This window comes from Bradyrhizobium sp. KZN70725 (assembly GCF_055264925.1).
Genome location: NZ_JBUYWT010000003.1, coordinates 146,234 through 170,122 on the forward strand (window position 1 = coordinate 146,234; position 23,889 = coordinate 170,122).

General features: G+C 65.4%; 24 protein-coding genes. 15 read left to right on the top strand and 9 right to left on the bottom strand.

Going from position 1 to position 23,889, the window contains the following annotated elements; all coding sequences use genetic code 11:
• Window positions 1-13: 13 nt before the first annotated feature.
• The gene (locus tag ACZBJS_RS04255; RefSeq protein WP_316395345.1) at window positions 14-1,732 is read right to left on the bottom strand and encodes an adenylate/guanylate cyclase domain-containing protein; all 1,719 of its coding nucleotides are present in this window, start codon (window positions 1,730-1,732) and stop codon (window positions 14-16) included.
• Between the two features lie 367 nt (window positions 1,733-2,099).
• Between ACZBJS_RS04255 and ACZBJS_RS04260 the strand changes: the two genes are divergently transcribed.
• Window positions 2,100-2,660: a thiamine pyrophosphate-binding protein gene (locus ACZBJS_RS04260; protein WP_316395315.1), complete on the top strand. Its 561-nt coding sequence runs from the start codon at window positions 2,100-2,102 to the stop codon at window positions 2,658-2,660.
• Window positions 2,660-3,253 carry a thiamine pyrophosphate-dependent enzyme gene (locus ACZBJS_RS04265; protein ID WP_316395314.1) on the top strand — a complete coding sequence of 198 codons (594 nt, stop codon included), beginning with the start codon at window positions 2,660-2,662 and terminating at the stop codon, window positions 3,251-3,253. The genes ACZBJS_RS04260 and ACZBJS_RS04265 overlap by 1 nt, the downstream gene beginning before the upstream one ends.
• A 13-nt stretch (window positions 3,254-3,266) precedes the next feature.
• Here ACZBJS_RS04265 and ACZBJS_RS04270 read toward each other — a convergent pair whose 3' ends face one another.
• Complete coding sequence (locus ACZBJS_RS04270) at window positions 3,267-4,190, bottom strand: LysR substrate-binding domain-containing protein (RefSeq protein WP_168858534.1); 924 nt, start codon at window positions 4,188-4,190, stop codon at window positions 3,267-3,269.
• A gap of 152 nt (window positions 4,191-4,342) precedes the next feature.
• Between ACZBJS_RS04270 and ACZBJS_RS04275 the strand changes: the two genes are divergently transcribed.
• The 6 genes from ACZBJS_RS04275 to ACZBJS_RS04300 all read left to right on the top strand — a co-directional run bounded on the left by ACZBJS_RS04275 (window position 4,343) and on the right by ACZBJS_RS04300 (window position 9,932).
• The gene (locus tag ACZBJS_RS04275; protein ID WP_057019287.1) at window positions 4,343-5,512 is read left to right on the top strand and encodes an acyl-CoA dehydrogenase family protein; all 1,170 of its coding nucleotides are present in this window, start codon (window positions 4,343-4,345) and stop codon (window positions 5,510-5,512) included.
• Window positions 5,513-5,523: 11 nt separating this feature from the next.
• Window positions 5,524-6,624, top strand: a complete 1,101-nt coding sequence (locus ACZBJS_RS04280) for a CaiB/BaiF CoA transferase family protein (protein WP_316395313.1) — start codon at window positions 5,524-5,526, stop codon at window positions 6,622-6,624.
• A 24-nt stretch (window positions 6,625-6,648) separates the two neighbouring features.
• A complete protein-coding gene (locus ACZBJS_RS04285; protein WP_316395312.1) occupies window positions 6,649-7,503 on the top strand; it encodes an HTD2 family dehydratase in 855 nt (284 codons plus the stop codon).
• Window positions 7,504-7,606: 103 nt separating this feature from the next.
• Window positions 7,607-8,659, top strand: a complete 1,053-nt coding sequence (gene hisC / locus ACZBJS_RS04290; protein WP_253638907.1) for a histidinol-phosphate transaminase — start codon at window positions 7,607-7,609, stop codon at window positions 8,657-8,659.
• A gap of 86 nt (window positions 8,660-8,745) precedes the next feature.
• The gene (locus ACZBJS_RS04295) at window positions 8,746-9,636 is read left to right on the top strand and encodes an MBL fold metallo-hydrolase (protein ID WP_253638906.1); all 891 of its coding nucleotides are present in this window, start codon (window positions 8,746-8,748) and stop codon (window positions 9,634-9,636) included.
• Window positions 9,637-9,743: 107 nt separating this feature from the next.
• Window positions 9,744-9,932, top strand: a complete 189-nt coding sequence (locus ACZBJS_RS04300; RefSeq protein WP_038386258.1) for a Rossmann-fold NAD(P)-binding domain-containing protein — start codon at window positions 9,744-9,746, stop codon at window positions 9,930-9,932.
• A 19-nt stretch (window positions 9,933-9,951) separates the two neighbouring features.
• On the opposite strand, the gene ACZBJS_RS04305 is transcribed toward ACZBJS_RS04300, so the two are convergent.
• Genes ACZBJS_RS04305 through ACZBJS_RS04320 form a run of 4 tightly spaced genes read right to left on the bottom strand, consistent with a single transcriptional unit; the run spans window position 9,952 to window position 12,958 of the window.
• Entirely contained in the window at window positions 9,952-10,245 is a 294-nt protein-coding gene (locus ACZBJS_RS04305) for a putative quinol monooxygenase (RefSeq protein ID WP_253638905.1), read from the bottom strand.
• Window positions 10,246-10,280: 35 nt separating this feature from the next.
• Complete coding sequence (locus tag ACZBJS_RS04310) at window positions 10,281-11,648, bottom strand: epoxide hydrolase family protein (protein ID WP_463438450.1); 1,368 nt, start codon at window positions 11,646-11,648, stop codon at window positions 10,281-10,283.
• Window positions 11,645-12,295, bottom strand: a complete 651-nt coding sequence (locus ACZBJS_RS04315; RefSeq protein WP_253638904.1) for a cysteine hydrolase family protein — start codon at window positions 12,293-12,295, stop codon at window positions 11,645-11,647. Before ACZBJS_RS04315 ends, ACZBJS_RS04310 begins: the two co-directional genes overlap by 4 nt.
• A gap of 57 nt (window positions 12,296-12,352) precedes the next feature.
• Entirely contained in the window at window positions 12,353-12,958 is a 606-nt protein-coding gene (locus ACZBJS_RS04320) for a VOC family protein (protein ID WP_076830743.1), read from the bottom strand.
• A gap of 122 nt (window positions 12,959-13,080) precedes the next feature.
• Between ACZBJS_RS04320 and ACZBJS_RS04325 the strand changes: the two genes are divergently transcribed.
• The 4 genes from ACZBJS_RS04325 to mdlC all read left to right on the top strand — a co-directional run bounded on the left by ACZBJS_RS04325 (window position 13,081) and on the right by mdlC (window position 16,985).
• Window positions 13,081-13,578, top strand: coding sequence for a winged helix-turn-helix transcriptional regulator (locus ACZBJS_RS04325; protein WP_316395344.1), 498 nt, complete (start codon window positions 13,081-13,083; stop codon window positions 13,576-13,578).
• A 113-nt stretch (window positions 13,579-13,691) separates the two neighbouring features.
• Window positions 13,692-14,075, top strand: coding sequence for a tautomerase family protein (locus ACZBJS_RS04330; RefSeq protein ID WP_016848571.1), 384 nt, complete (start codon window positions 13,692-13,694; stop codon window positions 14,073-14,075).
• Window positions 14,076-14,203: 128 nt separating this feature from the next.
• The gene (gene blaBJP / locus ACZBJS_RS04335; RefSeq protein WP_225648158.1) at window positions 14,204-15,091 is read left to right on the top strand and encodes a BJP family subclass B3 metallo-beta-lactamase; all 888 of its coding nucleotides are present in this window, start codon (window positions 14,204-14,206) and stop codon (window positions 15,089-15,091) included.
• A gap of 265 nt (window positions 15,092-15,356) precedes the next feature.
• Complete coding sequence (gene mdlC, locus ACZBJS_RS04340; RefSeq protein WP_316395309.1) at window positions 15,357-16,985, top strand: benzoylformate decarboxylase; 1,629 nt, start codon at window positions 15,357-15,359, stop codon at window positions 16,983-16,985.
• A gap of 124 nt (window positions 16,986-17,109) precedes the next feature.
• On the opposite strand, the gene ACZBJS_RS04345 is transcribed toward mdlC, so the two are convergent.
• On the bottom strand, window positions 17,110-18,654 hold the full coding sequence (locus tag ACZBJS_RS04345) for a 4-hydroxyphenylacetate 3-hydroxylase family protein (protein ID WP_316395308.1): 1,545 nt from the start codon (window positions 18,652-18,654) through the stop codon (window positions 17,110-17,112).
• A 91-nt stretch (window positions 18,655-18,745) separates the two neighbouring features.
• Here ACZBJS_RS04345 and ACZBJS_RS04350 point away from each other — a divergent pair, with 91 nt between their 5' ends.
• A complete protein-coding gene (locus ACZBJS_RS04350; RefSeq protein ID WP_229190944.1) occupies window positions 18,746-19,360 on the top strand; it encodes a TetR/AcrR family transcriptional regulator in 615 nt (204 codons plus the stop codon).
• Window positions 19,361-19,473: 113 nt separating this feature from the next.
• Here the strand turns inward: ACZBJS_RS04350 and ACZBJS_RS04355 are convergent, their stop codons facing one another.
• Entirely contained in the window at window positions 19,474-20,268 is a 795-nt protein-coding gene (locus ACZBJS_RS04355; protein ID WP_316395307.1) for an SDR family oxidoreductase, read from the bottom strand.
• Window positions 20,269-20,416: 148 nt separating this feature from the next.
• Window positions 20,417-21,112 carry a PAQR family membrane homeostasis protein TrhA gene (gene trhA / locus ACZBJS_RS04360; protein WP_057019273.1) on the bottom strand — a complete coding sequence of 232 codons (696 nt, stop codon included), beginning with the start codon at window positions 21,110-21,112 and terminating at the stop codon, window positions 20,417-20,419.
• 194 nt (window positions 21,113-21,306) lie between these two features.
• Here trhA and ACZBJS_RS04365 point away from each other — a divergent pair, with 194 nt between their 5' ends.
• Together ACZBJS_RS04365 and ACZBJS_RS04370 are read left to right on the top strand one after the other, a co-directional pair.
• On the top strand, window positions 21,307-22,770 hold the full coding sequence (locus ACZBJS_RS04365; protein WP_316395306.1) for a YcjX family GTP-binding protein: 1,464 nt from the start codon (window positions 21,307-21,309) through the stop codon (window positions 22,768-22,770).
• Window positions 22,767-23,798, top strand: coding sequence for a YcjF family protein (locus ACZBJS_RS04370; RefSeq protein WP_316395305.1), 1,032 nt, complete (start codon window positions 22,767-22,769; stop codon window positions 23,796-23,798). The genes ACZBJS_RS04365 and ACZBJS_RS04370 overlap by 4 nt, the downstream gene beginning before the upstream one ends.
• Window positions 23,799-23,889: the final 91 nt, after the last annotated feature.

The following is a 23,889-nucleotide window of genomic DNA, read 5'->3' on the forward strand; positions in this document are numbered from 1 at the left end:
CGGCCAACGCACATCAAAAAGATATTCCGAACACCGGAATGGCGTCATCGAAGCCCTTGATTTGGCGACTCCCGATATCCTCCAGGGAGCGCTTGCCTCTGACGCTTGCGGCGGTCCCTGCGTCCATCAGGATTTCCCGATCTGCGGCAGATGCGCACAGGCGAGCGGCGAGATTCACGACACTGCCGATGGCCGTGTAATCGAGCCGGTCTTCGTAGCCGATCCGCCCAACCGTCGCCGATCCACTGGCAAGCCCTATTCCAAAGCCAACCTGGTAACCCCGCGACCGCCAACCGCCGATCAAGCCTTGCACGCGCTTCTGCATTTCGGTCGCAAGGTCGACAGCTCTCAGCGCCGGCTCCTCGACCGGCACGGGTGCGTTCACCAGCACCATCAGCCCGTCTCCCGAGAAGCTGATGAGTGTTGCTTCGAACCGCGCAATGACCCTGCCCAGAACCTCATAGTATTCGGACAGCACGCTCATGACCTCCTCGGGAGCGACGCCTGCGGAAAACGCGGTGAACCCGCGCAAGTCACAGAACACAACGACGACGTCGGTGCGGCGGCCATCCAGCACGCTGTCGTCGCCGGCACGATCGACGAGATCGGCGACTTGAGGCGCGAGAAACCGCTTGAGCTTCGCGATCCGCTCCTGGTGCTGCTGCGCCAGCGCAAGCTCGCCGGCCATCCTGTTGAAGCTGCTTGCCAGACGCTGAAATTCGTCCCCGGTCTGGATCGAAATGCGGTGCTCGAACGATCCGGCGCCGATCCGCTCCGTCCCCTCCTCGAGCAGCCTGATCGGCTCGGTCATCCGGTGCGCGAATGCATAGGCGAGCAGCCCTGCAAATACGGTGCTGCCTGCGAGAAGCACTGTGGTCCGTCGCAACGCGGCATAGATCGGGGCGTAAGCCTCGGAGAGCGGCTGCGCCACCACGACGGTCCAATCGGGACCCGCCACCGGAGCCGCGCGGGCGGCAACCGGACGTCCCTGTCCGTCGCGGCCCGTTGCAAAGCCCGCTCCCGGGCCGATCGCATCGCGTATGGTGCGAAACGGCTGGGAGGTTGTTTCCTCCAGCCCGCGGAGGACAAGGCTGATGTCGGGATGGGCAATGAGACGGCCCGGCCGGTCCAGCACGAAGGCGAGGCCGGTCTCTCCCACCTTGATCGCCGATACGACATCCCAGATCAGCTTGAGATTGACTTCGGCGATGACTGCGCCGACCGCGGATCGGTTACCCACGAGCGCGATGGTCAAATACGGCTCTGAGCCTCTGTTGTAGCTGACATCGCTGAACCAAACCTGGCGCGCGTGGGCGCCGACCAGCGCAGGTTCAGCCGATCGGTCGATACGACTTTCAATTCGATTGAGGCCGACCCGTGAGACGTAGAGACGCTCCAACCCATTGTTGTCGATGAGTGTCAGGCTGACGACGGCCGGCGCTTGGCGAAACAGACGCAACGCATCGGCTCGGCGCCCCTCATCGGCCTCGTCGGTCCACGGAAGCTGGACCAGCCAGCCAAGCTGGCTTGCGATGTCGGAGATGAAGTTATGAATTTCAGCGGCCGCGGAAGTCGCCTGAACACCAAGCAACTGGTCCAGCCTTGCGCGCTGATCGCGGTAACCGAACCAGGCTTCGATCGACCCGTTGATCACGAGCGGAAGCGCGACGGCCAGGAACAGTGCGAGAAAATACTTTGGGAAGAGGCCGCGAAACCGATCTCGGACAATCATGCCCTGATCCCTGAAAATGCGACGGATATATCGATATGCGAAATGAAGCCTTGAAAATGAAGCCCGGCGCTGCCGCCAACCGGCATCTTCTAGCATAGAGCGTCGTTTTTGGCCGTAATGGGGCTGTTGCTCGACCCGACCAAAAGACGCAGTCGGCCCCGGCCGCCATTTCGCTTGCGTCGGCCCTACGAAACCCTGGCCCTATAAAATTCCGGCATAGCTGGGCGAGCCAGATGCGAAGAGAATAAACCCCTGACCTGGCTTAAAGCCAGCGGTGTGAGGACGCGCTAATGCGTGTCCCGTGTATTGACGCGTTTTTCTTCGCGAACCGGTACCCGGTTCGTTCGAAAACGCTACCGCCGAGGCCATGATGGACCAGATTGCCATTCACCAGGACAGCGCGACCAGCCGGGACTGGCCGGTTGCGATCTACCGCACGCTGAAGAGCTTTGGCGTGACGCAGGTGTCCTACGTTCCCGATGCGGGACATTCCAAGTTGATCAAGCTGTCGCACGCGGATGCCGACATCAAGACCACGGTGCTGACGACAGAGGAAGAGGGCGTGGCGCTTTCGGCCGGCGCCTGGCTCGGCGGCGATCGCGCGGTGCTGTTGATGCAATCGAGCGGCGTCGGCAACTGCGTCAACATGCTGTCGCTGATGGCGAGCTGCCGCTTCCCGCTGCTGACCTTGGTGACCATGCGCGGCGAATGGGCCGAGTTCAATCCCTGGCAGATCCCGATGGGCCGGGCGACGCCGCAGGCGTTCGAGATCATGGGCACCACGGTGCTGCGGCTGGAGAACCCTGATGACGCCGAGGAGGTGATCTCGGCCGCCGCCTCGCTCGCCTATGACGGCGACCAGCAGGTCGCGGTGCTGATCTCGCAGCGGATGATCGGCCGCAAGAAGTGGACCAGGGAGACGCACTGATGTCGGCATCAACAGGCACTCTCGACCGCCGCGCCGCCGTGAAGGCGCTGCTCGCCGACCGCGGCGATTTGCTCGCGATCTCCGGGCTCGGCTCCTCGTCCTACGACGTGTTCGACGCCGGCGAGCATCCCGGCAATTTCTATCTGTGGGGCGCGATGGGCGGCGCGGCGATGGTCGGGCTCGGCCTCGCGCTGGCGCAGCCGAAGCGCCCGGTGCTCGTGATCACCGGCGACGGCGAGCAGCTGATGGGGATCGGCAGCCTGCTGACGATCGCGGCCAAGCAGCCCGGCAATCTCTCGATCGCGGTGCTCGACAACGGCCATTTCGGCGAGACCGGCATGCAGCCGAGTCACTCCGGCCTCGGCGCCCGGCTCGAAGTGATCGCTGATGGCGCGGGCATCGGCAATGTCTGTGAGATCGCCGACATGGCCGGCATCGAGAACTTCCGCACCAGCCTGCGCGATCTCGGCGGCGGCCCGCGGCTGGCGCGCGTTCGCATCGCCGCCGGCGAAGTCGAGCGCGCGCTGCCGCCGCGCGACGGCACCTACCTGAAGAACCGCTTCCGCGGCCATCTCGGCTTCAAGGTGAGCTGATGCGAAGCCGCGCTCAGGCGAGCTGGATATCCCAGAGCCCCTCGGCGCGCAGCGCGGCGACCTCGTCGCGCAACAGCTTCGCGATCAGCGTCATCGCGTTGGAGCCGGGATGCTCGACCGGCGAGGCCAGGGTCAGCTCGCGCCGCGGCGCCGGCCGCGCGATGGCGGCGGTCTCGAGCCGGCCCTCCGCCACCTCGGCGCGCACCGAGGACGGCGGCAGCAAGGTATATCCGAGCCCCTCCTCGACCAGGCTGGTCAGCACGCGAAACGAATCCGCCTCGAGCTTGACGTCGAGATCGATCTTCTTCTTCGCCGCGGCATGTTCGAGCAGCGCACGGAGGCCGTGCGAATGACTTGGCAGCACCAGGCGCTGGCGCATCAGCCAGCCGAAGTCGACTTGCTTCTTCGGCTTCAGCCCGCTGCCGCGCGGGCCGACCGCGACGATGCTGTCGCGGCCGAGGCTCTGCACCGCCAGATGCAGATCGATCGACGGGCCATAGATCACGGCAAGGTCCATCTCGCCGCGATGCAGCCACTCGATCAGATGGCCGCTGTAGCTCTCGACGATGCAGAGGGAGATGCCGGGATAGCGCTCCACCGTGCGCCGCGCCAGCCGCGCCGACAGCACGCAACTCACCGTCGGCACCAGCCCGAGCACGACGCGCCCGGACGGTGCACCGCCGGCGGACTGGATGTCGTCGCGGATCTGGTCGATCTGCCGCACGATACCGCTGGTGCGCACAAGCAGCAGCCGGCCGGCATCGGTCAGCACCATGCCGCGACCGTTGCGCGTGAACAATTCGGTGCGCAGCTCGTGTTCCAGCAGCTTGATCTGCCGGCTCAGCGCCGGCTGCGCGACCCGCAAGGTATCGGATGCCTTGCTCAGGCTCCCGAGTTCCGCGACGCACGCAAAGGTCCTAAGCTGGCGGAAATCCATACTTGCCAATCCTGGAAGGCAGGTTCATACGCTATAACAAAACAGCATAGGGAGTTTACCGGGGCCCCACAACAGCGGGCGTTTTCTTCACGCGAACCGATTTCCACCTCGCTCGAAAACGCTCTGGCGCAACCTCTCGGCAAGACGAAACAATGACCGCACACGAACAACACACCGATGACCATTCCGACATCCGCGACGCGGTGGCAAAACTCTGCGCGCAGTTTCCCGGCGAATACTGGCGCAAGCTCGATCGCCAGATGGCCTATCCGAAGGAGTTCGTCGATGCGCTGACGGAGGCCGGCTATCTCTCGGTCTTGATCCCCGAGGAATATGGCGGCGCGGGCCTGAAGCTGTCGGCGGCGGCGGCGATCCTGGAAGAGATCCAGCGCGCCGGCTGCAATGGTGGCGGCTGCCACGCTCAGATGTACACGATGGGCACCGTGCTGCGGCACGGCAATGACGCGCAAAAGGCGAAGTATCTGCCGAAGGTCGCGACCGGCGAGTTGCGGCTGCAGGCGTTCGGCGTCACCGAGCCGACCAGCGGCACCGATACCTCGTCGCTGAAAACCTTCGCGCGCCGCGAGGGCGACCATTACGTCGTCAACGGCCAGAAGATCTGGACCAGCCGCGCCGAATATTCCGACCTGATGGTCCTGCTGGCGCGCACCACGCCGAAGGAGCAGTCGAAGAAGCGCACCGACGGTCTCTCGGTGTTCATCGTCGATATGCGGGAGGTGAAGGGCAAGGGGCTGGAGATCCGCCCGATCCGCACCATGATGAACCACGCCACGACCGAAGTGTTCTTCACCGACATGAAGGTGCCGGCGGAGAATCTGATCGGCGAGGAAGGCAAGGGTTTTCGCTACATCCTGTCCGGCATGAATGCCGAGCGCATCCTGATCGCCGCCGAATGCGTCGGCGACGCGAAGTGGTTCATCGCCAAGGCCACCAATTACGCCAAGGAGCGCAGCGTGTTCGGCCGGCCGATCGGGCAGAATCAAGGCATCCAGTTCCCGGTCGCAAAGGCCTACGCTTCGATGCGCGCGGCCGAATTGATGGTGAAGGAAGCCACCCGCAAATATGAAGCCGGTCTCGATTGCGGCGCCGAGGCCAACATGGCCAAGATGCTGGCGGCGGATGCCTCCTGGGAAGCGGCCAATGCCTGCGTGCAGACCCATGGCGGCTTCGGCTTTGCCGAGGAATACGACGTCGAGCGCAAGTTCCGCGAGACCCGGCTCTACCAAGTGGCGCCGATCTCGACCAATCTGATCCTGTCCTACGTCGCCGAGCACGTGCTCGGCATGCCCCGCTCCTACTGAGTTGCTTGATCATGCTGCCGCTTGAGGGATTGACCGTCATCGCCGTCGAACAGGCGGTTGCCGCGCCGTTCTGCTCGTCACGCCTCGCCGACGCCGGCGCCCATGTCATCAAGATCGAGCGACCCGAGGGCGACTTCGCCCGCGGCTACGACGCCGCGGCGAAGGGCCAGAGCAGCTACTTCGTCTGGCTGAACCGCGGCAAGGATTCCGCCGTGGTCGACCTTGCCACCAAGCATGGCCGCGCGCAGCTCGAGGAGCTCATTGCGGGCGCCGACGTGCTGCTGCAGAACCTCAAGCCCGGCTCGATGGACAAGCTCGGCTTCGCGCGCGAGCGGCTGCGCAAGGATTACCCGAAGCTGATCATGTGCACGATCACGGGTTATGGCGACACCGGTCCCTATGCCGACCGCAAGGCCTATGACCTGTTGATCCAGGCCGAAAGCGGCCTTGCCTCGATCACCGGCGGCCCGGAAGGCGCCTCGCGCGTCGGCATGTCGATCGTCGACGTCGCAACCGGCGCCACCGCGCATGCCGCGATCCTCGAGGCGCTGATCGGCCGCGGTCGCACCGGAGACGGTGCCGACATCCGGATCTCGATGTTCGACGTGATGGCCGACTGGCTCACCGTGCCGCTGCTCAATGCCGAGGACGGCAAGTCGCCGAAGCGGATCGGCCTCGCCCACCCCTCGATCGCGCCCTATGGCGTGTTCCGCTCGAAGGACGGCAAGGAGATCCTGATCTCGATCCAGAGCGAGCGCGAGTGGAAGACGCTGTGCGCCAAGGTGCTGGGCCAGCCCGGCCTGCCAGACGATCCGCGCTTTGCCAACATGGTCGAGCGCGTGCGCAACCGGGTGCTGACCGACGGAATCGTCAACGACAGCTTCGGTAAATTGACGCGCGAGGAATTGCTGGCGAAGCTCGCCGAGGCCGACATCGCCTTTGCCGAGGTCAACAGCATGGACGACCTCGCGAAACATCCGCATCTGCGCCGCATCGAGGTCGACACGCAGAACGGCAAGGTCAGCTATCCGGCGCCGGCCGCGATCGTGGTCGGCGAGGACAGGCACTACGGCAAGGTGCCCGCGATCGGCGAGCGCACCAGACGTTCCTGAAATCCCTCCTGCCCGGGCAACACAATGAGCGACAAACTCGACCTCGATCATCTCCGCCAATGGATCGGCAAGACCACGGAGGCCTCCGACCTCGTCACCAAATATCTCGTGATGGGGCTGCGCGCGACGCTGTTCCAGGAGATCGGCGAGCCGAAGGCCGGTGACGCCGCGCCGTGGACCACGCATTGGTGCCTGGCGCAGCCGGTGTTTCCGATGTCGCAGCTCGGCCCCGACGGCCACCCGACCCGCGGCGGCTTCCTGCCGCCGGTGCCGCTGCCGCGCCGGATGTGGGCCGGCGGCGAGCTCGAATTCTTCGACAGCTTGCGCATCGGCGATGAGGCCAAACGCACCTCGAAGATCGTCGACGTCACGGTCAAATCGGGCTCGACCGGCACGCTGTGCTTCGTCTCGGTCAATCACGAGGTGACGACCTCGCGCGGGCTTGCGGTGCGCGAGCGGCAGGACATCGTCTATCGCGAGATGACGAGCACACAAGGCGCAGCGCCCGCCAAGGCGCCGCCGCCTCCCCCGGTCGCGCAGCATCGCGAAAGCCACGTCTCCGACCCGGTGCTCTTGTTCCGCTACTCGGCGCTGACTTTCAACGGCCATCGCATTCATTACGACCGCGACTACGTCACCAAGGTCGAGGGCTATCCTGGCCTGATCTTCCACGGCCCGCTGCAGGCTTCCTTCATCGTCGAGTTCGCCGCCAAGCTGCGCGGCGGCAAGCCGCCGAAGAAGCTCGCCTATCGCGGCGTGCAGCCGCTGTTCGAGGGCAGCGAGTTCTCGATCAATGCCAGCGACAAGGACGGCGGCTTGGAGCTGTGGACCGCGAATGCCGAAGGCCAGCCGACCATGAAGGGCACGGCGACCTGGTAACGCGCGAGCACGACGCCTGTCATAATGCGAGGGAATAAAGAGGCGCTTTCATCAGCGCCTCGTATTCCTTATTCTGATCGCTTTCAATCCTGGGTCGCAGATCATGAGTCGCTTCTGGAGTTCGGTCGTCCACAATCTGTCGCCATACGTGCCCGGCGAGCAGCCGAAGATCGACGGCCTCATCAAGCTCAATACCAACGAAAATCCCTACCCGCCGTCGCCACGCGCGGTGGCGGCGATCACGGCGACCACGGATCGCCTGCGGCTCTACCCTGATCCGCGCGCAACCGCGCTGCGCGAGGCGATCGCGAGACGCTACGGCGTCACGGCGGGCGAGGTGTTCGTCGGCAATGGCTCGGACGAGGTGCTGGCCCACGCTTTCCCGGCGCTGCTGAAGCACGACGCGCCGCTGCTGTTTCCCGACATCACCTACAGCTTCTACCCGGTCTATTGCCGCCTCTATGGCGTCAGCTGCGAGCAAGTGCCGCTCGACGCAGCGATGCGCGTGCAGCTTGCCGACTACCGGCGGCCCGGCAGCGCAATCCTGCTGTGCAACCCCAACGCACCGACCGGCACCGCGCTGCCGCGCGCCGCGATCGAGGCGCTGCTCGCCGAGCATCCCGACCGGCTCGTGGTGGTCGACGAGGCCTATGTCGACTTCGGCGCCGAGAGCGCCGTGCCGCTGGTCGCGCGCCGCGACAATCTGCTCGTCATCCAGACGCTCTCCAAATCGCGCGCGCTGGCCGGCTTGCGCGTCGGCTTCGCCATCGGCCAACGCCCGCTGATCGAGGCGCTGGAGCGCGTCAAGGACAGCTTCAACTCCTATCCGCTGGACTGCTTCGCGATCGCCGGCGCGGTCGCCGCCATCGAGGACGAGGCGTGGTTCGAGGAGACGCGGCAACGCATCATCAGGAGCAGAGAGGCGCTGGTCCGCAGCCTCATTGAGCTGGGGTTCGAGGTGCTGCCGTCGCAGGCGAATTTCGTGTTCGCCCGCCATCCCAGCCATCGCGGCGCCGATCTCGCCGCGAGGTTGCGCGAGCGCGGCGTGCTGGTGCGGCATTTTCAAAAGCCGCGGATCGAGGACTTTTTGCGCATCACGGTCGGCACCGACGATGAGTGCGGCCGCCTGATCGGCCTGCTGCGCGGCATGGTCTGATAGCCGTTCACCAACTTGCGATCGACGGCGCCACCCTGCATAGTGACCGCGCGTTGGGATGCACGGTTCTCCGGGAAGGAGCGGTCATGCGATTTGCGATCGGCGACGCAACCGTCGACGTCATCGTCGACGACGACGATTTCGGCCTTCCGCTCGCCGAATTCCTGCCCGGATACGATCGCGGCTTGATCGAAGCGCATCGTGCCACGCTGGAGCCGGTGTTCATCGACCTCGCCCGCGGGCTCGCGAAACACGCGATCCAGAGTTTTGTGGTGCGAACCGGCGGCCGAACGCTGCTGATCGACGCTTGCATCGGCGAGCAGAAGGACATCCCCGAGATTCCGGCCTGGCATCGGCGGCGCGGCAGCGGCTTCCTTGATCGGCTGCGCGCGAGCGGCATCGACCCGGCCGGCATCGACGTCGTATTCTGCACCCATCTGCATGTCGATCACGTCGGCTGGAATACGCGCCAGGACAACGGCCGCTGGCAGCCGACCTTTCCTAACGCGCGGTATCTGTTCGGCCGCCGCGAGCTTGCCGACTGGATGACACAGCATAATGCCGGGCGTGCCCCGCCGATCCACGCCCGCGCCCTGGAGCAGAGCGTCATCCCGATCGTCGAGGCAGGCCGTGTCGATCTGGTCGACGATGGCCATCAGTTGGGACCGGGCCTGCGGCTGGTCCCGCTGCCGGGCCACACCAGCGGCCAGATGGGGCTGATGGTAGACTACGCACAACATCGCGCGATCTTTTGCGGCGATGCCGTGCACAATCCGGTGCAGATCTTCCAGCCCGATCTGTCGACATCATCCTGTGCCAACCCGCAGCTCGCGCGCGAGACGAGGACGAAGATCCTGGAAGAGGCTGCGGACAGCGGCCGCCTCGTCATACCCGCCCACTTCCGCGGCCCGCGCTGTGCTCATGTTCGTCGGGACGGTGGTGGCTACGCACCGGTACTCGACGCGCGGCATGGGTAAGATGCAACACCCGGAGCCACAGCTCACCGGGTGAAAGCCGGGTGCATCATCCGGCCCCTTGGAACCGAATGCCGGCTTGCGCGTTCCCCGCCCTGACGGAGGACGCCATGCTTAGAGACGAACAGGTCGCGGTTCTCTGCGACATCGCCCAATCCATTGCCTTCGCCGACGACGTGCAAGGCGAAGTCGACCGGCTCATCAGGGAGGGATACGTCGCCAAGGACGGCGACCTCTACGAGCTGACGCCGAAGGCCGAGAAGGTTTTGTCCGAGCGCGGCGCCTGCCTCAAGGCGTAACGCCGCTCGCGGCAGCTCCCTAGGCGGCAGGCGTGCACCGCGTCGCTGATATCTTGATGCCGAGCCCTGCGCTCTCCTCGCGAAACTGCGCGATCGACCGCGCATTGCGGTGCGCCTCGAACGCGGCGTCATCCTGATAGACCTCGTAGATCAAGAGCTTGGCGGCATCCTCGCGCGGCACCAGGATCTCAAAATTCAGTGTGCCCGGTTCATCCCTGAGCGACCGGGCGCCATGCGCTGACAGCAGCGACAGCGCGTGATCGCGCTTCTCCGGCGCCACCTCGACGGTGGCGATCAGTGCAAGTTTCGACATGACGAATCCGCCTTCGGTTCTTTTGCACGTTCAGATCAGCTGCGGAGCGGCCGAAACGCGTCGCGAATTTCCCTGCTGAAGATGTCGGGCTGCTCCCATGCGGCGAAGTGGCCGCCGGCTTCAGCCTGATGGAAGTAGATCAGCTTGTGATAGGCCTTCTCCGCCCAGCTCCGCGGCGCCACGAAGCTCTCGCCGGGAAATGCGGTCACCGCGGCGGGGATCGCGACATTGGCAGGCAGATAAAGGTTGGTCTTGTTTTCCCAGTACAGGCGGCCCGAAGAGATCGCCGTGTTGGTCAGCCAGTAGAGCGTGATGTTGTCGAGCACGTCGTCGCGGGTCAGTGCGCCGGCGGAATGCCCGTTGACCTCGCGCCCGAGCACAGCTGATTGCATCGCGGAGGCCGGCTGGGCATAGCCGTCGCCGTGATCGAGCAGCCAGGCGGCGAGGCCGGCCGGCGAATCCGCAAAGGCCGCAAGCGTCTGCGGGCGCGTGCCCATGATCTGCGCGTAGGCCCGCCGTTTCGCGAATTGAAGCTTGATCTGGTCGAAGGCGTGCTGCTCCTCCGCCGACATATTGTCCGGCGCAGGGCCGCCGGTGATGACCGCCTTGAAGACCTCGGGCGGAACGACACCGGGCAGATTGACGTGGATGCCGAGCAGCTCCGGCGCACCAAGCTTGGCCATCTCATTGGAGACCGGCGAACCCCAGTCACCGCCCTGCGCCACGAACTTGCTGTAACCGAGCCGTTTCATCAATTGCACCCAGGCCCGTGCGACGCGCTGGGGATCCCAGCCGACCGTGGTCGGCTTGCCGGAGAAGCCGTAGCCCGGCATCGACGGGATCACGAGATGGAACGCGTCCGACGCACTGCCGCCATGCGCGGTGGGATTGGTCAGCGGGTCGATGATCTTCATCTGCTCGATGACCGAACCCGGCCAGCCATGCGTGACGATCAGCGGCAGCGCATTGTCATGTTTCGAGCGGACGTGAATGAAGTGAATGTTCACCCCGTCGATTTCGGTGATGAACTGCGGCAGGGCGTTGAGCCGCGCCTCCACCTTCCGCCAGTCGTAGTCGGTCTGCCAGTAGCGGACGAGATCGCGCAGCATCGCCTGCGGGACGCCCTGGGAGTCGTCATTGACGGTTTCCTTGTCGGACCATCGGGTTGCGGCCAAACGGCGGCGAAGATCGACAAGGTCTTCCTCGGGAATGTCGACGCGGAACGGGCGGATCGCATCGCTGGTGGCCGCTGCGGCGGGATGCGCGGGGAACAGGCTGGCAGCACCGGCAGCAGCCAGGCCCAACGCCGCGCCCGTCAGCAGCCTGCGCCGGTCCTGGTCGATCGCTTCCTGGGTCGATTGGCTTATCGCAATTGCAACGGGCGTCTTCGATGGCGCGCTCATTTGACAGTCTCCTTGGAATGAGAGGCCGCCGGCAACGCCGCGATCACCTCCTTGGTTGTCAGGATGGAATGGGCGTAGGTCGGGCCATTCAGCTCGTGAGCGGCGTGCATCATGTCGTGCGAGAAGGCGGCGGTGGCATCGCGCACCAGCGTCACGTGGTAGCCGAGCTCCATCGCGAAGCGGGCGGTCGATTCGATGCAGGTGTTGGCCAGCAGCCCGACCACGATCACATGCGTGACGCCCTTCTGCTCCAGCAGGAAATCGAGATTGGTGTTGGCGAACCCGCTCTGCCCCCAATGCTCTTGGGCGATCACGTCGCCAGGCTTGGGCGCAAGGTCCGGATGCCATTCCCCGCCCCATTCACCGCGCGCAAAGCTATGGCGCTGCATGATCAAGCGTTGAGTCGGATTGGGATGATCCCAATCCTCATAATCGCCCGGCTCCCAGCGACGGTGCGGGACGATCACCACCTGGATGCCGGCGGCCCGGACCGCGCCGTCGAGCTGGCGCAGATTGTCGAGCAGCCCGACCTCGTCGGCGATAGGCTTGATGCGCGGAAAGACCATGCCGCCCTCGGAGAGGAAATCATTGTAAGGATCGACGAGGAGCAGCGCGGTCCGCTCGCGTGGATAGGTGATCTGGGACATCGATCGCTCCTTGGCTATCAGGCGGCCGGTTGGATTTGCTTCAATGACGAGCTCCGTTCACTCGGGCAGCGGCTTGCCGGCCTGTTCGCGGACCATGTACTCGGCGTACCAATCGGGCCAGTTCGCATCGTGGCCGCCGGTTCGCTTCTCGTGCTCGCCATGGGCCATAGCCGCGCGGCGCAGCGCGGCAGCAAGATCAGCCGATGAGGAGAAATTCGTACTGTTGCCGTCGAATCGCCCGGGCAGGCGTTGCGTCACCTGCTGCAGCAGCCAGACGTTTCCGTCGGGATCATTGAACGTGGCGAGCGACCCGTAACTCGGCCGCTCCGGGTCCGGCCCCTTGATGCGGCCTTCCGCGCCGCGGTGAAACACCTCGCTGACATCGGCGCCACGCGCGATCAGCTCGGCGCGCGCCGCTTCGATATCATTGACGATCAGGAAGCGCGGCAGCGCGGGTCCCGAGCCGAGATGGATCGACGTCGGCGAACCCGGCGGCGTTAGCTGCACGGCGCGCGAGCCGTCGGGCCTGACGAAGTCGGCATCAAGCCGCCAGCCCAGGTCCTGATAGAAGCGCTTGGCGCGATCGACATCAGAGACGGGGATGACGACGACCTCGAGCTTCAAATCGACTTTGGCCGCTGTCGGCCCCGGTTCGGTGGTCATGGCTCACTCCTTGGCGATGACAGATCGGGCCATCGAAGGCCCATTGCATTTGCGATGATGTCGGGTCATATTACTATGAAAATCATAGTCTCAAGCCTGATGAAGAAAACGTGATGACGAAAATGAAGGACAACACGGCTGACCAAACGCTCTGTCCTGTCGCTCGCGCCGAAACCGTCGTGGGCGACCGCTGGACAGTACTGGTTCTGCGCGAACTGTTCGCGCGCAATCATCGCTTCGAGGAGATTCAGGCGCAGTCCGGCGGCACGCCGCAGATGATCACGGCACGGCTGAAAAAGCTGGAAGCGGACGGCCTGGTGACGCGGCGCGTCTACAACAAACGCCCGTTGCGCCACGAATATCACCTCACCGAGAAGGGCGACGCGTTCTTTCCGGTGCTGATGGCGCTGCGCGCCTGGGGCGAGACCTGGTGCAAGTCACCGCGGGAAGGCCGCGCAATAAACTACACCCATCGCGTCTGCGGCAAGCCGGCCGGGCTCGGTCCGGTCTGCGAGTCCTGCGGCGAGCCGGTTCATCGCGCCGACATGGTGGGCGAGCGAACTCCCAAATACCAAAGAGAGCGAGATGCGCGCTGGGAGGCCTTCAAGGCGACCCGCTGAATTCCCCGACGCCGCCGGCGCAAGCGGACGACGCGAGAGCCTTCGCACCGCCGCAGCGTCTCGATCACACGGGGCCGGATCCGGCCGAGCCTCGCACAACACAGGAGACCACCATGCCATTCGTTCGCATCGACCTGAAGCGCGGCAAGTCCGCCGAATATCGCAAGACGCTGGGCGAGATCGTCTACAAGGCGATGCGCGAGGTGATCAACGTGCCCGAGAATGACAAGTTTCAGGTCATCACCGAGCACGACCGTGGCGACCTGAACTACGCCGACAACTATCTCGGCAATACCTACAGCGACGATCTCATCTTCATCCAGATCACCATGAATGCCGGGCGTACCGTCGAGATGAAGAAGGCGTTCTACAAGCGGATCGTGGACGACTATCAGAGCCAGCTGCAGGGACGGCCGGACGATGTTGTCATCAACCTCGTCGAGGTCGCCAAGGAGAACTGGTCGTTCGGTCACGGCATCGCCCAATACGCAAGCTGAACGCAGAACAGGAATGCGCCGGACGGACGGCCGTCAGCCCTGCGGCTTGCCGTCCGCAGCTTGCGGCCGGCGTCGCCAGCACGCATAGTGCCGCCCGTGCACGAACAACAACAAACAGGGAGGCAACCATGAGGACGATCGCAGCCGCGCTGTGCGCGCTCACGCTGATCGCAACCGGTGCGCAGGCACAGACGCTCAAGGACTTCATGGCTGTTGTCATGAAGAAATGGACCGCGCCGTTCGAGCCGTTCCAGCTCATCGACAATATCTACTACGTGGGCACTGACGGGATCGCGGTCTACATCATCAAGACGTCGCAAGGGCTGATCCTGATGGACACGGCGATGCAGCAGTCGACCGGCATGATCAAGGACAACATCGCCAAGCTCGGCTTCAAGGAGGGCGACATCAAGATCATCCTCAACACCCACGCCCATCTCGACCACACCGGCGGCTTTGCCGAGATCAAGAAGGAGACCGGCGCGCAACTGATCGCCGGCGAGCGCGACAAGCCCCTGCTCGAGGGCGGCTATTATCCGGGCGACGAGAACAACGCCGATCTCGCCTTTACGCCGGTGAAGGTCGACCGCACCGTCAAGGAAGGCGACAAGGTGACGCTCGGCGATGTCACGCTGACAGCGCACACCACCCCCGGCCATTCGCCCGGCTGCACCAGCTGGGAGATCACGGTCAAGGATGGCAGCCAGGCGCGCAACGTGCTGTTCTTCTGCAGCGGAACGGTGGCGCTGAACCGGCTGGTCGGCCGTCCGACCTATCCCGGCATCGTCGACGACTACCGCTCGACCTTCACCAAGGTCAAGGCGATGAAGGTCGACGTGCTGCTCGGGCCGCATCCGGAGGTCTACGCCATGCAGGCCAAGCGGGCGCAGATGAAGGACGGCGCGCCGAACCCGTTCGTCAAGCCGGGCGAAAATGCCACCTACGTGGCCGGGCTGGAGCAGGATTTCGACAAGCAGCTCGCCAAGCAGACCGCTGCGCTGCAGAAGGCCAATTAGGTAGTCACCCCGTCATCCTGAGGAGCGAGTAGCGCACGTCTCGAAGGATGAACGGCCCCGCCGTGGCCGTCGATCCTTCGAGACGCGCGCTACGCGCTCCTCAGGATGACGGGATAGCCGCCTACGCAAATTTGCAGCCGTTGCCGCGGCAACTATGGGCGCAGCGGCTTGACATCGTCAGGCAATCCATCGACAGGTGGATTGCCTTTCCGTTTTTGCCGCCCGCAATGACGGAACGTAACAAGACAGAAATGGGAGCCGCCCGATGTCCTCGCGCAAACCCGCCGCCAGCAAAGGCACGACCGTCACCGTCAAGGACGCCACCTTCGGCCTGCTGCGCGCGTGGGGCATCAAGAAGGTGTTCGGCAATCCCGGCTCGACCGAGCTGCCGTTCCTGAGCGACTGGCCCGACGACATCGACTACGTGCTCGGCCTGCAGGAGGCATCCGTCGTCGGCATGGCCGACGGCTACGCGCTGGCGACGCGCAATGCCGGTTTCGTCAATCTGCATTCGGCGGCCGGCGTCGGCAACGCGCTCGGCAACATCTACAACGCCTATCGCAACCAGACCCCGCTGGTGATCACCGCGGGCCAGCAGGCGCGCTCGATCATGCCGCTGCAGGCCTTCCTCTATGCCGAGCGGGCCTCGGAATTCCCGCGGCCTTACGTGAAATTCGCGGTCGAGCCGGCGCGCGCCGAGGACGTGCCTGCCGCGATCGCGCGCGCCTATTATGTCGCGATGCAGCCGCCCTGCGGGCCGACCTTCGTCTCGGTGCCGATCGACGACTGGGCGCATGCGACGCAGCCGCTCGACGCGCGCCAAGTCAGCCGCGAGATCGGCCCCGACCTGTCGGCGATGCAGGCATTGGCGGCCGCGCTCGGCGAGGCCAAGCGCCCTGCCCTCGTCGTCGGCCCGGCCGTCGATCGGGCCGAGGCAGTCGATCTCATGGTGAAGGTCGCCGAGAAATCAAAAGCCGCGGTCTGGGCCAGCCCGTTCTCGGCGCGCTGCTCGTTCCCCGAACGGCATCCGCAGTTTGCCGGCTTCCTGCATGCCGCGCCGGGCCAGCTCTCCGATGCGCTGCGCGATCACGATCTCGTCGTCGTGGTCGGCGCGCCGGTCTTCACCTTCCATGTCGAGGGCCATGCCGCGATCTTCGACGGTTCGACCACGATCTTCCAGATCACCGACGATCCGGACGCCGCGGCGATGACGCCGACCGGCCACAGCATCGTCGCGACCATGAAGCCCGCGCTGACAGCGCTGCTCGAGATGCTGCTTGAGACGAAACGCACCGCGCCGGCTGGCCGTGTCCTGCCGCCGGCTCCGGCCGCCGGCGACCCGATCCCTGCCGAATACGCGCTGCATGCGCTCTCGGCCGCGATGGGGCCGTATGATGCGCTGGTCGAGGAAATACCGTCGCATCGCCCGCTGATGCAGAAGGCGATGCCGATGCACGGCCAGGACAGCTTCTACACCATGGCGAGCGGCGGCCTCGGCTACAGCCTGCCGGCAGCGGTCGGCATGGCGCTCGGTCGACGTCAGGGACGCACGGTTTGCCTGATCGGCGACGGCTCGGCGATGTATTCGATCCAGGCGCTGTGGACATCGGCGCAGCGCAAGCTGCCGCTGACGGTCGTCGTGCTGAACAATTCCGGCTACGGCGCGATGCGCTCATTCAGCCAGGTGATGCAGGTGCGCAACGTGCCGGGCCTCGATCTGCCCGGCATCGATTTCGTCAAGCTCGCCGAAGGCCTGGGCTGCGACGCCGTGCGGGTGACGAAATCAGCCGAGCTCGCCGGCGCCTACCAGCGCGCGCTGTCGCATCAAGGCACCAGCCTGATCGAGGTGATGGTCGATTCCGCGGTGCCGCTGCTCTACACGCAGAAGAGCTGAGCGGCAATCTCGCCACGTCATTGCGAGCGAAGCGAAGCAATCCATCTTTCGGCAAGTGGAGATATGGATTGCTTCGTCGCTGCCGCTCCTCGCAATGACGGCTGGACATATATTCGCAACCTTATTACGAGGGCATTGGATCGCCGAGCATGGGCGCCGCTGACGGCGTCGGCACCTCGCAGCCGGAGGCGCAGCAGCGTCCGGGCTGCTTCGACACCCGTTGTCCCTGGTCGACGAGGTCGCGGCCGAGCAAATTCTCGACCAGCTCGGCCTTCTCCATCACCGGATAGTTGCGCCAGATCTCGCGCTTCATCGCCTCCGGCGAGCCGCCGCCGTGCAACGAGATCACTGAATACCAGCCGGCTTCGTGCGAGACGGTGAGGTCCTCGATCAGCCGCGCCACCTCGGCGCGCTGCTCGGCCGGGATATCGGGACGTCCGCCCATGACAGCGGCAAGCGAGGCGCGCGTTTCCGGATTGTGATCCTCGTCGGGACCCGGCAGCGCGACGATCAGCCCGCCGGAGACGTAATGCGCGACGCGGTGCATGTCGTAGATCTTGGTCGCCAGCAGCAGCTTGCCGATGTTGGAGAACACCGCATCCGGCATCACCGAGCCCGCCGGATCCTTCGTGCAGTAGACCGAGGAGGCGACGCCGCAGGCATAGAAACTCTCGGTGATGGTGATCAGCTCGACCATCGCCTCGCGGATATGCGCATGCTTCTCGGCATCGAGCCCGTTGGCCTCGATCATCAGCGCGCCGGCGCCGATCAGGAGATCGCCGAAGCCGGCGCGGGCGCCGATGCAGGAATGCCGGTGATGCGTCGCGTAGGAGGTGGTGAGGAAGCCGCCCTCCTCGGTCTCGCCGGCGAGGAACACGCGGTCATGCGGCACGAACACGTCGTCGAACATCACGACGCCGACCGACTGACCGTACTTCGCCGAGAATTTCGCCGCGGCATCGCCGGGCCGGCCGGCCGGACGCGCGACGATGGTGACGCCGGGCGCATCGACCGGCACGGCGCAACAGACGGCAAAATCCTTGTCGACAGGCACATGGGTGCGGCACGGCATGACAAGGAATTCGTGCATGTAAGGCGCGCCGGTCACGATCGCCTTGGTGCCGCGGATCACGATGCCGTCGGGCCGGCGCTCCTTGATATGGACGTAGACGTCCGCATTGGCCTGCAGGCCGGGACGCTTGGAGCGGTCGCCCTTCGCATCGGTCATGGCGATGCCGAGCGTCAGATCCTGGTCCTGAACCTCGTGCAGATAGTTGAGGAAGCGCTGGCTGTAATCGGTGCCGTGGCGATCGTCGGTCAGCCTGGTCGCCTGAAAGAGACCGTTCAGCGCATCATGGGTCAGGTAGCGCTGCGCGCAGCCCGACGTCTTGCACACCAGCCGCACCGCCTCGAGCTTGTCGAGCAGGTCCTGCGAGCTCCGATCGATGTGGAGCATGCGGTTGACGGTCTTGCCCGAGGTACCCTGCCGCGCCGTCATGATCGGCACATGCTCGGGCTGTAGCGCGAAATCATAGGTCACGCCGACGCCTGCCACGCCGGGCGCCAGCAACGGCTCGTCCGCGACGCTCGCAACGGCCGCGCCGTTGATGAACACACGCGGTTTGTAGCGGCGCAGGGATTCCCGGTAGTCCGCAGCCGTCATCAGCATGGCGCTTCTCCCTTGCTCATTTATTCTAACACTGTTAAATTATCTAACGCTGTTAGAATTGAGTCAAGAACGGATTTGCCGGGCCATGCAGATGCGCGAGAGCAGGAAGGAAGCGGTCAGCCGCCACAAGCGGGAACTGATCCTCGACGCGGCGCGCAGCGTGTTCGCGGAGGAAGGCCTCGAGGGCGCGAGCCTGCGGGCGATCGCGACGCGGGCCGGCTACACGCCGGCGGCGCTGTATTTCCATTTCGATTCCAAGGAGGCGATCTACGCCGAGGTGCTGCGGCAATCGCTGGCCTCGCTCGGCGAAGCCGTCAGTGCGGCGGTCGCGACGACGCGCGGCGCCAAGCAGAAGCTGCACGCAGCAGGCATGGGCTTCTTCCGCTATTACGCGGAGAACCCGCGCGACCTCGATCTCGGCTTCTACTTGTTCCGCGGCGGCATGAAGCCGGCCGGGCTCGGCCATGACCGCGATCACGCGCTGAACGCCGCGCTGGAGGCGGCGCTGCATCCGATCGCCGAAGCCGCAGAGGCGCTCGGCGCCTCCAGGTCGAAGGCGAACACGGTGATGGTGGACTGCTTCGCGCATGCGACCGGCCTCCTGCTGCTATTGCACACCGGCCGCATCAGGATGTTCGGCGCCTCGGCACCCGATTTGATGGATGCCTATCTGCGCGACAGGATCGCACAGATCGCAAAGGAGTGAGGCGCCTCAGTTGCGCGGCCGATATCGTAGCTCGGATGAAGCGCAGCGAAATCCGGGATTCACGCGCGCACGTTCGACCCGGATTACGTTTCGCACCATCCGGGCTACAGGTCTCACTTCCCGTGCGCTTCCCGCATCTTGGCCTGGATCTTGGCCATGCCGCCGATCCAGCGGTCGTAATTCTCGGTCTTCTTGCGCATGTAGCCGAGCACCTGCGGATGCGGCAGGATCAGGAAGGTCTCCTGCTCGATGCCCTTGAGTGCATCCTGCGCGACCTGCTCGGCGGAAAGATCGCCGTCGCCGGATTGCGGGCCCTTCGGGATCGAGCGCAGCATGTTGGTGTCGACGCCCTGCGGGCAGAGGATCGAGACCTTGATGTTGTCGGCGCGGTGCGAGATCGCGAGGTTTTCCGCAAAGCCGACCGCGGCGTGCTTGGTGGTCGAATAGGCCGGGCTGCCGACCTGCGACAAGAGGCCCGCGGCCGAGATCGTGTTGAGGAAATAGCCGCCGCCGCGCGTCTTCATGCGCGGCACCAGATGCCGCGCGGCATAGACATGCGCCATCACATGGATCGCCCAGCTCCGCGACCACGGCTCGTCCGAGGTGCCGCCGGCGTTCACCGACAGCGGATCGAAGCCGCCGCCGATGCCGGCATTGGAGCAGAACAGCGCGATCGGGCCGAACATGCGCTCGGTCTCGTCGATCACATGCAGGATGTTCTTCTCCTGCCCGACGTCGCATTTGAAGGCGGCACCACCGACCGTGGCCGCGACCTTCTCGGCCGCGCCATGATCGAGGTCGACGACCACGACCTTCGATGTGCCCGCGGCATGGAACGCCTCGCACAGCGCCTTGCCGATGCCATTGCCACCGCCGGTGACCACCACAACCTTACCTGCCACCTGCATGGCCATCCTCCCGATATCTTGATTTCAGCGCATGATCCGGAGAGCCGGTCTCATGTTCAAACAGAGGGATCATGATATCCCATCTTTTGCCGATGCATGATCTTTTCGCGAGGCCGGCCCGGCCCTGTGCGTAACGCTGGCGGACCGCTCAGCTCGCCAACACGACGTCGAACACGGCCGTGTAGTGGCAGGCGGCCCCGAGCAGCACGAAGCAGTGCCAGATCGCGTTCTGGAAGCGCAGCCGCCGCCAGGAGTGGAAGATCACGCCCAGGCTGTAGAGGATGCCGCCGGCCAGCACGAAGCCGAGCGCCATCGCCGGCAGTGCCTTCACGACGCGGTCGTAGAGCATGATGCCGCTCCAGCCCATCGCGAGATAAAGCCCGATCGAGAGCCGGTCGAAGCGGCCGGGATAGCGCAACTTCAGCCAGATCCCGACGATCGCCACGCACCACACCCCGACCAGCAGCGCGATCGCGAAGGTGCTGTCCTTCAGTTCCACGATGAACGGCGTGTAGGTCGCGGCGATCAGCAGATAGATCGCGGAATGATCGAAGCGCCGCAGCACCCATTTGGCGCGCGACACCGGCCACAGATTATAGGTCGCCGACAGCACCAGCATCGCGAGCAGGCCGGCGACATAGACCGACACCACGGCGATGTCGAACGGGCCGGCATAGACCGCGGTCAGCACGATCAGCGCGGTGGCGGCGACCAGCCCGAAAGCGACGCCGACGAGATGGACGACGCCGTCGGCGATCAGCTCGGCACGGTCGTAGTTCCACAGCGCGGCGCCGGCCGCGTGGATCGAGGTCGAGGCAAGTTGCTTCAGGCGGAAGACCGTCATGCAGGCTTTCCCGTGGGCCGATGGACGATGGGTAGCGCGGGTGGTCTGACGCGTTCAATTCCCCTGCCCCCCGACAACCCCTCGCCTGCAAAGGCGCCGGAAATGTGAAGCTTGATTTTGGCCCGATAATCGCCACCTTGCGGGTGATCGCCCGCCCCTTTTGGTCCCTCCTGCCGGGTTTTCGTTAACCCTCCATGCCCCCCAGCTTTACTGATATCGTCGAGGAAGCCCGTCTCTCGGCGCGGGCGCTGCTCGACTATGGCGAGGGCTTCTTCAACCCGACGGTGCGGCTCGGGGTCACCGGCCTGTCGCGCGCCGGCAAGACCGTGTTCATCACCGCGCTGGTGCACGGCCTGACCCGCGGCGGCCGCTTCCCGGTGTTCGAGGCCTATGCCTCGGGGCGGATCGCGAGCGCCTATCTCGCCCCGCAGCCCGACGATGCGGTGCCGCGCTTCGCCTATGAGAACCATGTCCGGACATTGGTCGAGGAGCGACGCTGGCCGAGCTCGACCACCGACATCTCCGAGCTCCGTCTCGTGATCGAGTATCAGCGGCAAAATGGCGCGGACCGCACGCTGACCCTCGATATCGTCGACTATCCCGGCGAGTGGCTGCTCGACCTGCCGCTGCTCAACAAGAGCTACGAGCAATGGTCGGCGGAGAGCCTTGCGCTGTCGCGCGAGCCGCTGCGCGCAAAACTCGCGACGTCCTGGCACGCGCATCTCGCGACGCTGAAGCCCGAAGCCAAAGAGGACGAGCAGGCCGCGCTCACCGAAGCACGCCTGTTCACCGACTATCTGCGCGCCTGCCGCGACGAGCGCTTCGCGATGAGCCTGTTGCCGCCCGGCCGCTTCCTGATGCCCGGCAATCTCGCCGACACGCCGGCACTCACCTTTGCGCCGCTCGACGTGCCCGCAGGCGGCAGCGCGGGTGACGGCTCGCTATGGGCGATGATGCGGCGGCGCTTTGAAGCCTACAAGGACGTCGTGGTGCGGCCGTTCTTCCGCGACCATTTCGCGCGGCTCGACCGCCAGATCGTGCTGGCCGATGCGCTCGCCGCATTCAATGCCGGCCCCGAGGCGCTGCACGATCTCGAGGCCGCACTCGCCGGCATTCTCGACTGCTTCCGGATCGGCCGCAGCACGATCCTGAGCGCGCTGTTCCGGCCGCGCATCGACCGCATCCTGTTCGCGGCCACCAAGGCCGACCATCTGCACCACCAGAGCCACGACCGGCTGGAGGCCGTGCTGCGGCGGATCGTGGCCAAGGCCGCCGAGCGCGCCGAATATGCCGGCGCCGATATCGACGTCGTCGCGCTCGCCGCGGTGCGCGCCACGCGCGAGGCGCAGGTCCAGCGCGGGCGCGACCGGCTGCCGTCGATCCTCGGCACGCCGGCGCCGGGCGAGGTCGCCAATGGCGAGCGGCTCGACGGCGAGACGGAAGTTGCGACCTTTCCGGGCGACCTGCCCGATAATCCGGAGGAGCTGTTCAACGGCGGTTTCCGCGGCCTCTCAAGCTCGGACACCGAGGCCGTAGACTACCGCTTCCTGCGCTTCCGTCCGCCAAAGCTGGAACGAAACGGCGATGCAGAGCCGGTGCTGCCTCACATCCGCCTTGACCGCGCCCTTCAGTTCCTGATCGGAGACAAACTGCAATGAACGAGAAGACGCCCCCGCGGCGGCCGGCGACGTTCAAGCTCGACGATCCCGGCGTGGTCGTGATGGATCCGGACGACGGCAGCCGCCTCACCCGCGGCACGATCCAGATCGTGCCCGAGGCCGAGCCCGCGCAGCTCCCGGTCCCGGTCGATACGCCGCTGGTGCCGGCGCGCCGCGGCTTCCGCTGGGGCACACTGTTCTGGAGCGCGGTCGCGGGCCTCGTGGTGCTCGGCACCGGGCTTGGCGTCCTCAACCTGGTCGAGGACCTGTTCGCACGCAATGAAGGCCTCGGCGTCCTCGGGCTGGGACTCGCCGTCATCGCCGCGGTTGCGCTCGCCGTCGTGACCACGCGCGAGCTCGTCGGCCTGGCAAGGCTTGCGACGATCGAGAAGCTGCATCTGCGCGCCGCCGAGGTGCTGATCAGCGACGACCGGGCCGCGAGCCGCGCGATCGTTGCCGATTTGCTCAAGCTCGCGCACCAGACCCCGCAGCTCGCTCGCGCCCGCAGCGAGCTGCAGAGCCACACCGACGACATCATCGACGGCGCCGACATGATCCGCCTCGCCGAGCGCGAGCTGATGACACCGCTCGATGAGGAAGCGCGACGGCTGGTGTCGACGGCCGCGCAGCGCGTCTCGGTCGTCACCGCGGTCAGCCCGCGCGCGCTGTTCGACGTGCTGTTCGTGTTCGTGGCGAGCTTGCGGATGATCCGCCAACTGGCGCGGCTCTATGGCGGCCGGCCCGGCGCGCTCGGCATGATCCGACTGCTGCGCCACGTCATCGCGCATCTCGCGATCACCGGCGGCATGGCGGCCAGCGACAGCCTGATCCAGCAGATGCTCGGTCACGGCATCGCGGCAAAACTGTCACAACGCCTCGGCGAAGGCATGCTCAACGGCCTGTTGACCGCCCGGCTCGGCCTCGCCGCGATCGACGTCACCCGCCCGCTTCCCTTCAACGCCCTGCCGCGCCCGGCGCTGACGGATCTCGCGAAAGACCTGATCCGCAAGCGCGAGGAAGAGGAATGAGGTGCTTGCCTCGCCCCGCTTGCGGGGAGAGGCCGGAATTTTCGCGAAGCGCAAATTTCGGGTGAGGGGGAGTCTCCGCGAGACCAACTCT

What these genes read in the sequence shown, in the direction of transcription:
- ACZBJS_RS04255 (WP_316395345.1), bottom strand. Translation starts at nt 1,732, where the DNA reads ATGATTGTCCGAGATCGGTTTCGCGGCCTCTTCCCAAAGTATTTTCTC.
- ACZBJS_RS04260 (WP_316395315.1), top strand. Translation starts at nt 2,100, where the DNA reads ATGATGGACCAGATTGCCATTCACCAGGACAGCGCGACCAGCCGGGAC.
- ACZBJS_RS04265 (WP_316395314.1), top strand. Translation starts at nt 2,660, where the DNA reads ATGTCGGCATCAACAGGCACTCTCGACCGCCGCGCCGCCGTGAAGGCG.
- ACZBJS_RS04270 (WP_168858534.1), bottom strand. Translation starts at nt 4,190, where the DNA reads ATGGATTTCCGCCAGCTTAGGACCTTTGCGTGCGTCGCGGAACTCGGG.
- ACZBJS_RS04275 (WP_057019287.1), top strand. Translation starts at nt 4,343, where the DNA reads ATGACCGCACACGAACAACACACCGATGACCATTCCGACATCCGCGAC.
- ACZBJS_RS04280 (WP_316395313.1), top strand. Translation starts at nt 5,524, where the DNA reads ATGCTGCCGCTTGAGGGATTGACCGTCATCGCCGTCGAACAGGCGGTT.
- ACZBJS_RS04285 (WP_316395312.1), top strand. Translation starts at nt 6,649, where the DNA reads ATGAGCGACAAACTCGACCTCGATCATCTCCGCCAATGGATCGGCAAG.
- hisC (WP_253638907.1), top strand. Translation starts at nt 7,607, where the DNA reads ATGAGTCGCTTCTGGAGTTCGGTCGTCCACAATCTGTCGCCATACGTG.
- ACZBJS_RS04295 (WP_253638906.1), top strand. Translation starts at nt 8,746, where the DNA reads ATGCGATTTGCGATCGGCGACGCAACCGTCGACGTCATCGTCGACGAC.
- ACZBJS_RS04300 (WP_038386258.1), top strand. Translation starts at nt 9,744, where the DNA reads ATGCTTAGAGACGAACAGGTCGCGGTTCTCTGCGACATCGCCCAATCC.
- ACZBJS_RS04305 (WP_253638905.1), bottom strand. Translation starts at nt 10,245, where the DNA reads ATGTCGAAACTTGCACTGATCGCCACCGTCGAGGTGGCGCCGGAGAAG.
- ACZBJS_RS04310 (WP_463438450.1), bottom strand. Translation starts at nt 11,648, where the DNA reads ATGAGCGCGCCATCGAAGACGCCCGTTGCAATTGCGATAAGCCAATCG.
- ACZBJS_RS04315 (WP_253638904.1), bottom strand. Translation starts at nt 12,295, where the DNA reads ATGTCCCAGATCACCTATCCACGCGAGCGGACCGCGCTGCTCCTCGTC.
- ACZBJS_RS04320 (WP_076830743.1), bottom strand. Translation starts at nt 12,958, where the DNA reads ATGACCACCGAACCGGGGCCGACAGCGGCCAAAGTCGATTTGAAGCTC.
- ACZBJS_RS04325 (WP_316395344.1), top strand. Translation starts at nt 13,081, where the DNA reads ATGAAGGACAACACGGCTGACCAAACGCTCTGTCCTGTCGCTCGCGCC.
- ACZBJS_RS04330 (WP_016848571.1), top strand. Translation starts at nt 13,692, where the DNA reads ATGCCATTCGTTCGCATCGACCTGAAGCGCGGCAAGTCCGCCGAATAT.
- blaBJP (WP_225648158.1), top strand. Translation starts at nt 14,204, where the DNA reads ATGAGGACGATCGCAGCCGCGCTGTGCGCGCTCACGCTGATCGCAACC.
- mdlC (WP_316395309.1), top strand. Translation starts at nt 15,357, where the DNA reads ATGTCCTCGCGCAAACCCGCCGCCAGCAAAGGCACGACCGTCACCGTC.
- ACZBJS_RS04345 (WP_316395308.1), bottom strand. Translation starts at nt 18,654, where the DNA reads ATGCTGATGACGGCTGCGGACTACCGGGAATCCCTGCGCCGCTACAAA.
- ACZBJS_RS04350 (WP_229190944.1), top strand. Translation starts at nt 18,746, where the DNA reads ATGCGCGAGAGCAGGAAGGAAGCGGTCAGCCGCCACAAGCGGGAACTG.
- ACZBJS_RS04355 (WP_316395307.1), bottom strand. Translation starts at nt 20,268, where the DNA reads ATGCAGGTGGCAGGTAAGGTTGTGGTGGTCACCGGCGGTGGCAATGGC.
- trhA (WP_057019273.1), bottom strand. Translation starts at nt 21,112, where the DNA reads ATGACGGTCTTCCGCCTGAAGCAACTTGCCTCGACCTCGATCCACGCG.
- ACZBJS_RS04365 (WP_316395306.1), top strand. Translation starts at nt 21,307, where the DNA reads ATGCCCCCCAGCTTTACTGATATCGTCGAGGAAGCCCGTCTCTCGGCG.
- ACZBJS_RS04370 (WP_316395305.1), top strand. Translation starts at nt 22,767, where the DNA reads ATGAACGAGAAGACGCCCCCGCGGCGGCCGGCGACGTTCAAGCTCGAC.